The sequence below is a fragment of the Actinomadura luzonensis genome, from assembly GCF_022664455.2.
GTDB classification, from domain to species: domain Bacteria; phylum Actinomycetota; class Actinomycetes; order Streptosporangiales; family Streptosporangiaceae; genus Nonomuraea; species Nonomuraea luzonensis.
Window position 1 is genome coordinate 780,871 of the sequence record NZ_JAKRKC020000001.1, and the last position, 12,126, is coordinate 792,996.

The 12,126-nt window shown below is 71.7% G+C and carries 11 protein-coding genes; 2 read left to right on the plus strand and 9 right to left on the minus strand.

Going from position 1 to position 12,126, the window contains the following annotated elements; translation table 11 throughout:
* Positions 1–7: 7 nt before the first annotated feature.
* The 6 genes from MF672_RS03650 to MF672_RS03675 all read right to left on the minus strand — a co-directional run bounded on the left by MF672_RS03650 (position 8) and on the right by MF672_RS03675 (position 7,182).
* Complete coding sequence (locus MF672_RS03650; RefSeq protein ID WP_247815155.1) at positions 8–1,435, minus strand: substrate-binding domain-containing protein; 1,428 nt, start codon at positions 1,433–1,435, stop codon at positions 8–10.
* An 11-nt stretch (positions 1,436–1,446) separates the two neighbouring features.
* Positions 1,447–2,502: a substrate-binding domain-containing protein gene (locus MF672_RS03655; protein WP_242378446.1), complete on the minus strand. Its 1,056-nt coding sequence runs from the start codon at positions 2,500–2,502 to the stop codon at positions 1,447–1,449.
* Entirely contained in the window at positions 2,499–3,500 is a 1,002-nt protein-coding gene (locus MF672_RS03660) for an ABC transporter permease (protein ID WP_242378444.1), read from the minus strand. Before MF672_RS03660 ends, MF672_RS03655 begins: the two co-directional genes overlap by 4 nt.
* Entirely contained in the window at positions 3,500–4,984 is a 1,485-nt protein-coding gene (locus tag MF672_RS03665; protein ID WP_242378442.1) for a sugar ABC transporter ATP-binding protein, read from the minus strand. Before MF672_RS03665 ends, MF672_RS03660 begins: the two co-directional genes overlap by 1 nt.
* A gap of 10 nt (positions 4,985–4,994) precedes the next feature.
* Positions 4,995–6,152, minus strand: coding sequence for an ROK family transcriptional regulator (locus MF672_RS03670; RefSeq protein ID WP_242378440.1), 1,158 nt, complete (start codon positions 6,150–6,152; stop codon positions 4,995–4,997).
* 157 nt (positions 6,153–6,309) lie between these two features.
* Positions 6,310–7,182 carry an SDR family NAD(P)-dependent oxidoreductase gene (locus tag MF672_RS03675; protein ID WP_242378437.1) on the minus strand — a complete coding sequence of 291 codons (873 nt, stop codon included), beginning with the start codon at positions 7,180–7,182 and terminating at the stop codon, positions 6,310–6,312.
* 119 nt (positions 7,183–7,301) lie between these two features.
* Between MF672_RS03675 and MF672_RS03680 the strand changes: the two genes are divergently transcribed.
* Positions 7,302–8,348 (plus strand): NAD(P)H-dependent amine dehydrogenase family protein, encoded by a 1,047-nt coding sequence (locus MF672_RS03680; RefSeq protein ID WP_242378435.1) that lies wholly within the window; start codon positions 7,302–7,304, stop codon positions 8,346–8,348.
* Positions 8,349–8,358: 10 nt separating this feature from the next.
* On the opposite strand, the gene MF672_RS03685 is transcribed toward MF672_RS03680, so the two are convergent.
* The gene (locus tag MF672_RS03685) at positions 8,359–9,417 is read right to left on the minus strand and encodes an MBL fold metallo-hydrolase (RefSeq protein ID WP_242378433.1); all 1,059 of its coding nucleotides are present in this window, start codon (positions 9,415–9,417) and stop codon (positions 8,359–8,361) included.
* Positions 9,418–9,472: 55 nt separating this feature from the next.
* Here MF672_RS03685 and MF672_RS03690 point away from each other — a divergent pair, with 55 nt between their 5' ends.
* Complete coding sequence (locus MF672_RS03690) at positions 9,473–10,318, plus strand: glutathione S-transferase family protein (RefSeq protein ID WP_242378430.1); 846 nt, start codon at positions 9,473–9,475, stop codon at positions 10,316–10,318.
* Here the strand turns inward: MF672_RS03690 and MF672_RS03695 are convergent.
* On the minus strand, positions 10,266–11,543 hold the full coding sequence (locus MF672_RS03695) for an MFS transporter (protein WP_247815156.1): 1,278 nt from the start codon (positions 11,541–11,543) through the stop codon (positions 10,266–10,268). The genes MF672_RS03690 and MF672_RS03695 overlap by 53 nt on opposite strands.
* Positions 11,540–12,100 carry a winged helix-turn-helix domain-containing protein gene (locus tag MF672_RS03700; RefSeq protein WP_242375920.1) on the minus strand — a complete coding sequence of 187 codons (561 nt, stop codon included), beginning with the start codon at positions 12,098–12,100 and terminating at the stop codon, positions 11,540–11,542. Before MF672_RS03700 ends, MF672_RS03695 begins: the two co-directional genes overlap by 4 nt.
* Between the last annotated feature and the right edge of the window lie 26 nt (positions 12,101–12,126).

Below are 12,126 nucleotides of genomic sequence, written 5' to 3' on the forward strand. Positions count from 1 at the left end.
CCCCCGATCAGGATTCGAAGCCGAGTGCCAGGTACTTGTCGACGTTATCCTTCGTGATGGTCTCAGAGGCGAGGGTGATCGACTGCGGCACCTGGTTCTCCACAAGGTCGCTCATGCCCTTGCCCTGAGCGATCAGGCGCGCCAGCTTGATCGCCGAGGACGCCATGGTGGGGCTGTAGGTGACGGTCGCCTTCAGCACCGACGTGCCCGACTGGATCTCCTTCATCGCGTTCAGCGAGCCCGCGCCGCCGACCATGATGAACTCGTCGCGGCTCGCCTCCTTGATCGCGGCGAGCACGCCCACGCCCTGGTCGTCGTCGTGGTTCCACATGGCGTCGATCTTCTTGTGGGCCTGCAGCAGCGAGGTGGCCACCTGGTTGCCGGTCTCGACGGTGAACTTGGCGTCCTGCTTGGCCGTCACGCTGAACCCGTACGTCTTCAGCGCGTCGGCGAAGCCCTTGCTGCGGTCCTGGGTGAGCGGCAGCGTGGCGATGCCCTGGATCTCGACGATCACCGGGTCGCTGACGCCCTTGTCCTTGAGCTGCTTGCCGATGAAGTGGCCGGCCGCGACGCCCATGCCGTAGTTGTCGCCGCCGATCCAGGTGCGGTAGGCCAGCTTGTCGGGGAAGACGCGGTCCAGGTTGATCACCGGGATGCCCGCCGCGGTGGCCTGCGACGCGACCTGGTTGAGCTGCTGGCCGTCGTTGGGCAGGATGACCAGCGCGTTCACCTTCTGCGCGATCAGCGACTCCACCGCCGAGATCTGCTGGTTGATGTCGTTGGTCGGCTCGACCGGCTTGAAGTCGACGTCGGAGTACTGCTTGGCGGCGGCCTCGGCGTTCTTGGCGATGGCGGCGATCCAGCCGTGGTCGGCCGCCGGCGCGGAGAAGCCGATCGTCACCTTGGTGCCGGGCTGGTCGTTGCCGCTCGCGGCGGGGGCGGGGGCCGCGGCCTGGCTGCTGGGCGCGGCCGCGGGCTCGTTGCTGGTGCATCCGGCGGCCAGCGCGATCGCGGGCACCCGCCGGTAGTTGAAGGCCACCATGCTCTTGACCCCGGGCGGCGCGGCCGCCGCGGCCCGCACCATCGCCTCGGCCTCGGCGACGGTGTTGGCCAGCGGCTTCTCGCAGATGACGTGCTTGCCGGCGGCGAGCGCGGCCACGGCGATCTCGGCGTGGGAGTCGCCCGGCGTGCAGATGTCGACGATCTGCACGTCGTCACGCCGGACCAGCTCGCGCCAGTCGGTCTCGACGGCGTCCCAGCCGAGCTGGGCGGCGGCCGCCTCGGTGCGCTCCTTCGACCGGCCGGACAGCACCGCCATGCGCGGTGCCAGCGGCAGGTCGAAGAAGGCTCCCACGCTCCGCCAGGCCTGGGAGTGGACACGGCCCATGAAGGCGTATCCGACCATGCCCACGCCGATGGTGGTCTTGTCTGACATGCAACCCCCGATCAGGATTCGAAGCCGAGTGCCAGGTACTTGTCGACGTTATCCTTCGTGATGGTCTCAGAGGCGAGGGTGATCGACTGCGGCACCTGGTTCTCCACAAGGTCGCTCATGCCCTTGCCCTGAGCGATCAGGCGCGCCAGCTTGATCGCCGAGGACGCCATGGTGGGGCTGTAGGTGACGGTCGCCTTCAGCACCGACGTGCCCGACTGGATCTCCTTCATCGCGTTCAGCGAGCCCGCGCCGCCGACCATGATGAACTCGTCGCGGCTCGCCTCCTTGATCGCGGCGAGCACGCCCACGCCCTGGTCGTCGTCGTGGTTCCACATGGCGTCGATCTTCTTGTGGGCCTGCAGCAGCGAGGTGGCCACCTGGTTGCCGGTCTCGACGGTGAACTTGGCGTCCTGCTTGGCCGTCACGCTGAACCCGTACGTCTTCAGCGCGTCGGCGAAGCCCTTGCTGCGGTCCTGGGTGAGCGGCAGCGTGGCGATGCCCTGGATCTCGACGATCACCGGGTCGCTGACGCCCTTGTCCTTGAGCTGCTTGCCGATGAAGTGGCCGGCCGCGACGCCCATGCCGTAGTTGTCGCCGCCGATCCAGGTGCGGTAGGCCAGCTTGTCGGGGAAGACGCGGTCCAGGTTGATCACCGGGATGCCCGCCGCGGTGGCCTGCGACGCGACCTGGTTGAGCTGCTGGCCGTCGTTGGGCAGGATGACCAGCGCGTTCACCTTCTGCGCGATCAGCGACTCCACCGCCGAGATCTGCTGGTTGATGTCGTTGGTCGGCTCGACCGGCTTGAAGTCGACGTCGGAGTACTGCTTGGCGGCGGCCTCGGCGTTCTTGGCGATGGCGGCGATCCAGCCGTGGTCGGCCGCCGGCGCGGAGAAGCCGATCGTCACCTTGGTGCCGGGCTGGTCGTTGCCGCTCGCGGCGGGGGCGGGGGCCGCGGCCTGGCTGCTGGGCGCGGCCGCGGGCTCGTTGCTGGTGCATCCGGCGGCCAGCAGCGCTGCCCCGCCGAGACCGCCGACGAGGAATCCCCTGCGCGCGACGTTCTCACTCATGGTGCTCTCTCCTTCAGGTTCCGCCGCTGGAGAAGGACGGCGACGACGATGATCAGGCCCTTCGCGATCAGCTGGTCGCTGGTGTCGAGGCCGTTGAGGATGAACAGGTTGGTGATGAGGGTGAAGATCAGCAGGCCCAGGATCGAGCCCACGATCGTGCCCCGGCCCCCGGTGAGCAGCGTGCCGCCGATGATGACGGCGGCGATGGCGTCCAGCTCGTACAGGTCGCCGTGCGTGGACGAACCGGTCGTGGTCCGCGCCATGATGAGGATGGCGGCGACGCCGCAGCACAGCCCGGACAGCGCGTAGAGCAGCATCGTGTGGCGGCGCACGTCGATGCCGGCCAGGCGGGCCGCCTCGGGGTTGCCGCCCACCGCGTACGTCCGCCGCCCGAACGTCGTGCGGTTGAGCACCACCCACCCGAGCACAACGACCAGGGCGAAGATGTAGACCAGCAGCGGGATCCCGAGCACGCGGGTGGTCGACAGGTCCACCAGGGCCGCGTTGTCCGGCTGGATGAGCTGCGTCCTGCGGTCGGACATGCGCTGCGCCAGGCCGCGCGCGGCCACGAGCATGGCGAGCGTGGCGATGAACGGCACCAGCCGCCCGTAGGCGATCAGCAGCCCGTTGACCAGCCCGGCCCCGGTGCCGACGAGGATCGCGCACAGGGCCATGACCCACGGCCCGAACGACTGCGTGGCCAGCGTCGTCGCCCACACCGAGGCCAGCGCCATGACCGCGCCCACCGACAGGTCGATGCCGCCGCCGATGATGACGAACGTCGCGCCGACCGTGATCACGCCGATCGTGGCCGCCAGCGACAGGATGCTGACCAGGTTGGAGGCGGTCGGGAAGTTCTCCGGCCTGGTCACCAGGCCGACCACCACCAGGATCGCCAGCGCCGCCAGCAGGCCGAGGTGGCGCATCTCGCCGAGACGGCGCGCCGGCGCGAGCGCCGCCGCCCCCGTGACCCGATGGTCCGTCGTGGGCTCGCTCATCAGGCCGCCCTCCCATTCATGATCATGTCCAGTACGCGGTGCTCGTCGAGCCCGGCGGCCTCGCCCTCGTGGATGACCGACCCCTCGCGCAGCACCAGCACCCGGTCGGCCAGGCCCAGCACCTCGGGCACCTCGCTGGAGACCAGCAGCACGCCGATGCCGCGCTCGGCCAGGTCGTGGATGACGGCGTACAGCTCGGCGCGGGCGCCCACGTCCACGCCGCGGGTGGGCTCGTCGAGCAGGAGCAGCCTGCGCCCGCCGAGCAGCCAGCGGGCCAGCACCGCCTTCTGCTGGTTGCCGCCCGACAGGGTGCGGATCGGGCGTTCCGGGTCGGGCGGGCGGATGTCCAGCAGCTCCGTCAGCCGCTGGGCCTCGGCCCGCTCGCGCCGGCGGTCCAGCCAGCCGAAACGGGCGAAACCCGGCAGGCTGCCGAGCGTGATGTTGGCGGTGACGCTCTGGTCGAGCAGCAGGGCCTGGGCCTTGCGCTCCTCGGGGGCGAGGCCCATGCCGCGCCGCACGGTGCCGACCACGCCGCGGCGCACCGGCTGCCCGTCGAGCAGCACCCGGCCGGTGGCGCGGCGGGCGCCGTAGACGGCCTCCAGGATCTCCGAGCGGCCCGAGCCGACGAGCCCGGCCAGCCCGACGATCTCCCCCGCCCGGACCGAGAACGACACGCCGGAGAAGACGCCCGGCGCGCTGAGGTCCTCCACGCGCAGCACCTCCTCGCCGGGCTCGCGCCCGCCGCGCGGCGGGAAGACGTACTCGACGTTGCGGCCGGTCATGAGCGAGACGATCTGGCTGGTGGGCGTGTCGCGGGCGGGCAGGCCGACGGCGACCGTGCGGCCGTCCTTCAGCACGGTGACCCGGTCGCCGATCTCGCGGATCTCCTCCAGGCGGTGGGAGATGTAGACCACCGCGACGCCCTGGGCGGTCAGCTCGCGGATGATCCTGAAGAGGTTGGCGACCTCGTCGTGGGCGAGGGCGGCGCTGGGCTCGTCCATGATGATGAGGCGGGCGTCGTGGGAGAGCGCCCGCGCCATCGACACGACCTGCTTGGCCGCCGGCGAGAGCCTGCCGACCTCGGCCGACGGGCGGATCTCGGGGTGGCCGAGGCGTTCCAGCACGTCGCGGGCGGCCCGGTTGGCGGCCGCGCGGTTGACGAAGCCGAAGCGGGCGTGCTCGTGGCCGAGGAAGACGTTCTCGGCCACGCTGAGCCCGTCCACCAGGTCGAGCTCCTGGTAGATGGTGGCGAAGCCGAGCCTGATGGCGTCGATGGGGCTGCTCGGGCGCACCTGCTCGCCGTTGAAGACGATGGTGCCCTCGTCCGGCTGGTGCGCGCCGGCCAGCACCTTGATCAGGGTCGACTTGCCCGCGCCGTTCTGGCCGAGCAGGCAGTGCACCTCGCCGGCCCGGACGTCGAGGTCGACGCCGTCCAGCGCGCGCACTCCGGGGAACTGCTTGACGATGCCCTTCATGACCAGCATCGAGTGGTCCTTAAGCGTTGACGATGCGGTTGATGTTGTCGGGTGACAGGTAGTGCTCGATGGCGAGCAGGCCCGCGCCGAGCACGGCGGCGTTGATGCCGGTGTGGCTGGGCGTGATGGACAGGTGGTGGGTGGCCAGCGGCAGCGAGCGGCGGTAGACCGTCTCCCTGATGCCGGCCAGCAGATGCTCGTGCACCCGCGACAGCGCGCCGCCGATGACGATGACCTGCGGGTTGAAGAAGTTGACCAGGCCGGCCAGCACCTCCCCGATGTGCCGGCCCGCCTCCCTGACCAGGCGCAGCGCCTGGGTGTCGCCCGCCTGCACGAGCGCCACCACGTCGGCGCCGGTCTCGGCCGGCAGGCCCATCTCGGCGAGGCGGCGGGCCAGCGCGGCGCCGCCCGCCACGGCCTCCAGGCAGGCGCTGTTGCCGCAGCGGCAGCCGGCGTCGTCGTGCCCGCTGACCCGGATGTGGCCGATGTCGCCGGCCGAGCCCTGGGCGCCGCGGTGCAGCTTGCCGTCGGCCACGATGCCGCAGCCGATTCCGGTGCCGACCTTGACGAACAGCAGGTGGTCGGTGCCCTGGTAGGAGTGGCGGTGCTCGCCCAGCGCCATCACGTTGACGTCGTTGTCGACGAGCACGCTGACGCCGCCGAAGTACTCGGGGATCGGGTAGTCGTTCCAGCCCGGCATGATCGGCGGGTTGTTCGGCCGCCCGGTGGCGAACTCCACCGGCCCCGGCACCCCGATGCCGACCGCGCGGAGCATGGACCGCGCCCGCCCGGCCTCCCCGAGCAGCCGGTCGAGCCGCTGGTCCACGTGCCCGAGCACGTTCTCCGGGCCCTCGCCGATGAGCAGGGGGTCCTCGCACTCGGCGAGCACCTTGCCGGAGATGTCCATGAGCGCGACGCGGCAGTGCGTGGCCCCCAGGTCCACGCCGGCGAAGGCGTGGTCCTCGGTGTGCAGCCGGAGCTGGCGCGGCGGCCGGCCGCCGGTGGACTCGCCGCTCTCGCTCTCCTCGACCAGGCCGCGCTCGATGAGCGCGTCCACGCGCTGGGAGATCGTGGACCTGGCCAGGCCGGTGAGCCTGGCGAGATCGGAGCGGGTGGTCGCCGAGCCGGCGCTGATGAGCGTCAGCACGTCGCCGGCGGAGCCCGGCTGGGGGGTCATGCCGCCGACAATAAGATCACCGATGCAGCAAATCAAGAGTGAGAATCGCCCAAACTTGGCCGACTTCCGCCGAAGATCGAACAAAGCACGCTTTATCGGCATAAAAGAGGAAGCCGGCCCTCCGGGGAGGACCGGCTTCCGGGTACGCGGCGAGCCGCTAGAGCATGGCCTTCATCGAGTCGCCCGCCGACAGCACGTACGGCTGCTCGGCCATGATCGACTCCCAGTTCTCGGCGATGGCCTCGGGCGTGATGTCGTCGGTCTTCCAGCCCGGCCCCTCGGCCACGAACACCCGCGCCACGCGGCCCGCGCCGACCGTGAACACCTCGCCGCTGACCTCGCACGAGTCGTGCACCAGGTACGCCACCAGCGCGCTCACCCGCTCCGGCGTGAACTTGGCCTCGAACTCGGCCGGCAGCAGCGCCTCGGTCATGCGGGTCCAGGCGACCGGCGCGATGGCGTTGGCCCTGATGCCGTTGCGCGCGCCCTCGATGCCGAGCGTCTTGGTGAGCCCGACCAGGCCCATCTTGGCCGTGGAGTAGTTGGCCTGGCCGAAGTTGCCGAACAGGCCGGCCGGGCTGGAGGTGTTGACCACGCGCCCGTAGCCGGCCGCCTTCATGATCGGGTAGGCGGCGAGGCTGACCAGGAACGAGCCGCGCACGTGCACGGCCATGACCGCGTCGAACTCCTCGACCGTCATCTTGCCGAACGACTTGTCCCGCAGGATGCCCGCGTTGTTGATGACGATGTCGACCTTGCCGAAGGCGTCCACGGCCGCGTCCACGACGGCGCGGGCGCCCTCGGGCGTGGCGACGTTCCCGGCGTTGGCGATGGCCTGGCCGCCGTTGCCGTTGATGAGGTCGGCCACCTCCGCGGCCGGGCCCGCGGAGGCCCCCGTGCCGTCGAGCGCGCCCCCGAGGTCGTTCACCACGACCTTGGCGCCCCGCTCGGCCAGCAGGAGCGCGTGCGACCTGCCGAGGCCGTGCCCGGCCCCTGTGACGATCGCGACCCGGTCATCGAACCGAAGCATGGAACCTCCATTGCAGGAGAACAACATTCTAGTACGAGTACCATAACCCGCCAGGAGGCCAGTGTTACTGATCGTCGCGGATAGTGATCGAACGGTGCGGATTCTGCTAAGTGTGGTCCATGCCCTTCCGCGTGATCCAGTGGGCGACCGGGGCCATGGGCCGCTTCGCGTTGCACAGCGTGCTCACCAGGCCCGGCCTGGAGCTCGCGGGAGTCCTCGTGCGCGACCCGGCCAAGACCGGCCGCGACGCCGGCGAGCTGGTCGGCCTGCCCCACGCCGGCGTGGCCTGCACCTCCGACCCGGCCGCCGTGCTCGCCATGGACGCCGACGTCGTGCTGCACATGCCGCTGCCCGCCGCCTACTTCGGCCCCAACCGCGCCGCCGACGTGGAGAACATCTGCGCCCTGCTGGCCTCCGGCAAGAACGTCATCACCACGGCCGGCCTGGTCTACCCCAGGAGCTACGGCCGCGGCGTGGTGGAGCGCCTGGAGGCGGCCTGCGCCGCGGGCGGCGCCACGCTGCACGGCACCGGGATCAACCCCGGGTTCATGAGCGACTTCCTGCCGCTGGCGCTCAGCGGGCTCTGCGACCGCGTCGACCACGTCTACGTGCGGGAGTGCTCCGACCTGCGCGGGCACCCCTCGCGCAAGGTGGTGCGCGACCTGATGGGCTTCACCCGCACGGCCGAGGAGTACGCCGCGCGGGTGCGGCCGTACCGGGCCTTCCAGCGCTCGCTGTTCGGCGAGAGCCTGCAGATGGTGGCCGACGCGCTCGGCGTGCGCCTGGACGACGTGGACGAGCGCGACGAGTTCGAGCTGGCCACCACCGAGTTCGAGATCGCGGCGGGCACCGTGCGCAAGGGCACGGTGTGCGGGTCGCGGTGGGTGTTCTCGGGGGTGGCGCGCGGGCGGCCGTTCATGACCGTCGAGGTGGTCTTCAAGGCCGACGCCGCGCAGGTCCCCCGCTGGGCCGAGCCCGGGTTCAGCGTGCACATCCAGGGCGTGCCGCGGCTGACGCTCGCGGTGCAGGAGGTCTCGCACGGGCTCGCGCCGGCCGCGGTGCACGCGGTCAACGCGATCCCGGCCGTGTGCGCCGCGCCGCCGGGCATCCGCACGCTGCTCGACCTGCCGCTCATCGTGCCGCGCGGCGCGGTGCGGCTGTCCTGACCGCTGAGCGTCAGCCGGCGTGCCAGAGGTCCGGCTCGCCCGGCTCGCGGCGTAAGCGGCCCTTGTCGGCCAGCCACACCAGGTGCGCCAGCGTCTCGTTGTTGGCCGAGCGCCGCATGTGCGGCGCGATCGACTCCCAGGGCCGCGACCAGGTGAGCCGGGTGGCGGTGTCCCAGCAGGTCACGCCGTCGCGGGCGGCCACCACGCGCTCGATCTCGGCCAGCCGCTCCTCGTGGTGCGCCATCACCCGGTCCACCCGCTCGCCGAGCTCCAGGAAGCGGTACTCGTGGGCGGGCAGCACCTCCTCGACCTCCAGCTTGCGCACGGCGGCCAGCGCGTCGAGGTAGTCGGCGAGCGGGTTCGGGGGCGACTGCGGGTGCACGGCCACGATCGGGGTGATCCTGGCCAGCACGTGGTCGCCGGAGAACAGCAGCCGCCGCTCGGGCGAGACGAAGCACAGGTGGCCGGGCGAGTGGCCCGGGGTCCAGAGCGCGCGGAGGTCCCAGCCGGGCAGGCCGAGGTCGTCGCCGTCCTCGACGAGCCGGTCGGGGCGGGCCATGGACACCATGTGCCGGATCATCATCGACGCGCCGGCCAGCTCGTCCAGGGTGAGCTGGGGGACGCCGCAGCGGGCCAGCAGCGCGCGCTCGCGCCGCACCAGGCCGTCGATGGCGTCGTCGTCGTAGCGCTCGCGCAGCAGCGCGGCGTCGGCCGGGTGCAGCGCGATCCACGCGCCGGACGCCTCACGGACGCGGCCGGCCAGGCCGTAGTGGTCGGGGTGGAGGTGGGTGACGAGCACGGCCCTGACGTCGGTGATCTCGTAGCCGGCGACGCGCAGGCCCGCGCACAGCCCCTCGAACGCCTCGTCGGTGTTCCAGCCCGCGTCCACGATCGCCACGCCGTCGGGCAGCTCCAGGGCGTAGACCAGCACGTACCGCAGGGGGTTGATCGGGATCGGCACGGGGATGGACCACAGACCGGGACGGACCCGTTCGACCTCGGGCATCGCCCCGCCCACCCACGCCTCCCGCTGCGCCTCGCTGGCAGGGGTCACCACGAATTTCGCCATGGCCTAGATTGTGCCCGAGCGAGGTTCCGGATCCGAATCATGTTCTACTAGGACCATGAAGCTGAGCCGCGAGATCTCAGACGATGGCCGCTTCGTCCGGCAGCCCAACCGGTTCACCGACCGCCTCGGCCCGCCCGAACCCGGCCGCTACCGCCTCTACGCCTCCTACGCCTGCCCATGGGCGCAGCGGGTGCTGATCGTCAGGCGGCTGTTGGGCCTGGAGAGCCTGCTGGACGTCACGATCGTCGACCCCATCAGGGACGAGAGAGGCTGGCGCGTCCCCGGCGGGGACCCCGAGTACCTGTCGGAGCTGTACCACGCCACCGACCCCGGCTACACCGGCCGCTACACCGTCCCGTGCATATGGGACACCCAGGACAAACGTATCGTCACCAACGACTTCCCGCAGATCACCCTGGATCTGGAGATGTCGTGGGGCACCTCGCCGAACCTCTATCCCGAGCGGCTGCGCCCCGACATCGACATCATGAACGACCGCCTCTACCACGGGCTCAACAACGCCGTCTACGAGGCGGGCTTCGCCAAGGGCCAGCAGGCGTACGAGGAGGCGGTGGCGCGGGTCTTCACCACCCTCGACCGCCTGGAGGTGCGCCTCGCCGAGTCGGAGTTCCTGTTCGACGTCCTCACCGACAGCGACGTGCGCCTCTACACGACGCTGGTCAGGTTCGACGCGGTCTACTACGCGCACTTCAAGTGCATGGTGCGGCGGCTGAGCGACTACCCGGCGCTGTGGGCCTACGCCCGCCGCCTGTACGCCGTCCCGGCCTTCGGCGAGACCACCGACTTCGACCACATCAAGCGCCACTACTACATGACCCAGACGAACCTCAACCCGAGCCGCATCGTGCCGGTGGGGCCGGAACTCGACTGGAGCCGGTAGCGACCGGCATCCGCGCGAACAGCAGCGCCGAGGCCAGCGTGACCGCGGCGGCCACGCCCCAGGCGGCGGCGAGACCCGCCTGGGCGGCCAGCACGCCGAGCGTCAGGTTCGCGAGGACGCCGCCCGACTGCATGGACAGCGAGGAGATCGAGGTCACGGTGGTGCGCTCGGCGGCGGTGACCGCGTTGTGGATCAGCTCCAGGGCCAGCAGCGAGGTCACGGACAGGCCGGCGAACAGCGCCACGTAGGCGGCCCCCGCGCTGACCAGCCCGGCCGTGCCGCCGAGCCCGGCCGTGGCGGCCAGGGCGCCGACCGAGAGCGCGGCCAGCGCCGCGCCCGCGATCGCGCCCTGGCCGAGGTGCGCCAGCCGGGCGACGCGGGCGCGAGCGCGCTGCCCGTCGCGCTGCCGGCGAAGCCGAGCGCCGCGACGACCGCATAGGCGAAGCCGCCCTGCTCGGGCGAGCCGGCCAGCTCGGCCAGCCGGCCGGGGGTCAGCAGCTCGATGGTCATCAGCAGCGCTCCTGAGCACGCGGCGGCGAGCATCAGCCGGCGCAGCAGCGCGCCGCCGGCCGCGCCGCCCTCGTCCGGCGACGGTGGCGGGCACCCCGCGCAGCACGCCCGTCAGGGACGCGCGCCCGCGCGGCGGCTCGGGCAGCGCCAGCAGGACCACGACCAGGAGCAGGGCCGCCGCGACCGCGCCCACCAGGGTCGGGGCGGCCAGCGGGAGCATCAGCTCCGGCGGCACGACCAGCGGCAGCACGCCGCCGGCCAGCACGCCGACGCCGAGCGAGACGGACTCCATGGCGCCGCCCCTGGCCAGGCCCGGCTTGAGGTCGGCGTCGTGGCCCTCCACGCGGTGCAGGGTGTCGACGTACCAGGAGGCGGCCGGGCCGCTGGACAGCGCCCGGGCCACGCCCTTGAGCACGCTGACCACCGCGAACGCCCAGAACGTCGTCACCACGGCCGTCAGCGCGAGGCCGGCGGCGAGGAACGCGGCGGAGGCGGCCAGCACCACCCGCCGTCCCAGGACGTCGGCGAGCCCGCCGGTGGGCAGCTCCAGGCTCGCGGTGACGACCGAGAAGACGGTCGTCGCCAGGCCGATCTCGGCCAGCCCGAGCCCCCGCTCGGTCATGAGCAGGACCTGGGAGGACATCATCAGGCCGAGCGGCAGCCAGGTCAGGAAGCAGACGAGCATGTAGCGGCGTAAGGCCGAGCGGGCGGTCACAGGTCCTCCGGTCGCGGGGCGGCCCCGAGCCAGACGTGGACCGTCCTGGCGTCGGGGTGCCCCTGGTAGCGGTCGGTGAGCTCGTCGAGCAGCCGGGCGGCGCCTTCGTGGAACTCGCGCAGCGCGGCCGGGGGCAGTGTGCGGAGGTGGTCGCTCATGCCGGCGACGTCCACCCACTCGCGCGGCCACTCGTCGAGGTCGAAGCGCTCCAGCACGCGGCCGACCAGCTCGATCTGGCGCAGGTGCATGATGTGCACGGCCTCGCGGCCCTCCGGTGTCGCGGCCATCTCGGCGGCGTTCCACGAGGTGTAGCGGTGGCGGGAGCGCCAGCGGCGCTCGCGGCCGTCGCGCTGCTCGTCGTCCTCCTCGACGAAGCCGAACTTGAACAGCTCGCGCAGGTGGTAGCTGGTCGAGCCGGAGCTCTCGCCCACCTTGCGGGCCAGCTCGCTGGCCGTCGCGGGGCCGTCCATGCGCAGCAGGCCGAGCAGGCGCACGCGGAGCGGGTGGGCGACGGCCTTGAGCACCCGCGGGTCACTGATCCTGTACTGCTCCTCCACGGCTCCACCGTAAACCGCAAAGCCAA

What these genes read in the sequence shown, in the direction of transcription:
- MF672_RS03650 (WP_247815155.1), bottom strand. Translation starts at nt 1,435, where the DNA reads ATGTCAGACAAGACCACCATCGGCGTGGGCATGGTCGGATACGCCTTC.
- MF672_RS03655 (WP_242378446.1), bottom strand. Translation starts at nt 2,502, where the DNA reads ATGAGTGAGAACGTCGCGCGCAGGGGATTCCTCGTCGGCGGTCTCGGC.
- MF672_RS03660 (WP_242378444.1), bottom strand. Translation starts at nt 3,500, where the DNA reads ATGAGCGAGCCCACGACGGACCATCGGGTCACGGGGGCGGCGGCGCTC.
- MF672_RS03665 (WP_242378442.1), bottom strand. Translation starts at nt 4,984, where the DNA reads ATGCTGGTCATGAAGGGCATCGTCAAGCAGTTCCCCGGAGTGCGCGCG.
- MF672_RS03670 (WP_242378440.1), bottom strand. Translation starts at nt 6,152, where the DNA reads ATGACCCCCCAGCCGGGCTCCGCCGGCGACGTGCTGACGCTCATCAGC.
- MF672_RS03675 (WP_242378437.1), bottom strand. Translation starts at nt 7,182, where the DNA reads ATGCTTCGGTTCGATGACCGGGTCGCGATCGTCACAGGGGCCGGGCAC.
- MF672_RS03680 (WP_242378435.1), top strand. Translation starts at nt 7,302, where the DNA reads ATGCCCTTCCGCGTGATCCAGTGGGCGACCGGGGCCATGGGCCGCTTC.
- MF672_RS03685 (WP_242378433.1), bottom strand. Translation starts at nt 9,417, where the DNA reads ATGGCGAAATTCGTGGTGACCCCTGCCAGCGAGGCGCAGCGGGAGGCG.
- MF672_RS03690 (WP_242378430.1), top strand. Translation starts at nt 9,473, where the DNA reads ATGAAGCTGAGCCGCGAGATCTCAGACGATGGCCGCTTCGTCCGGCAG.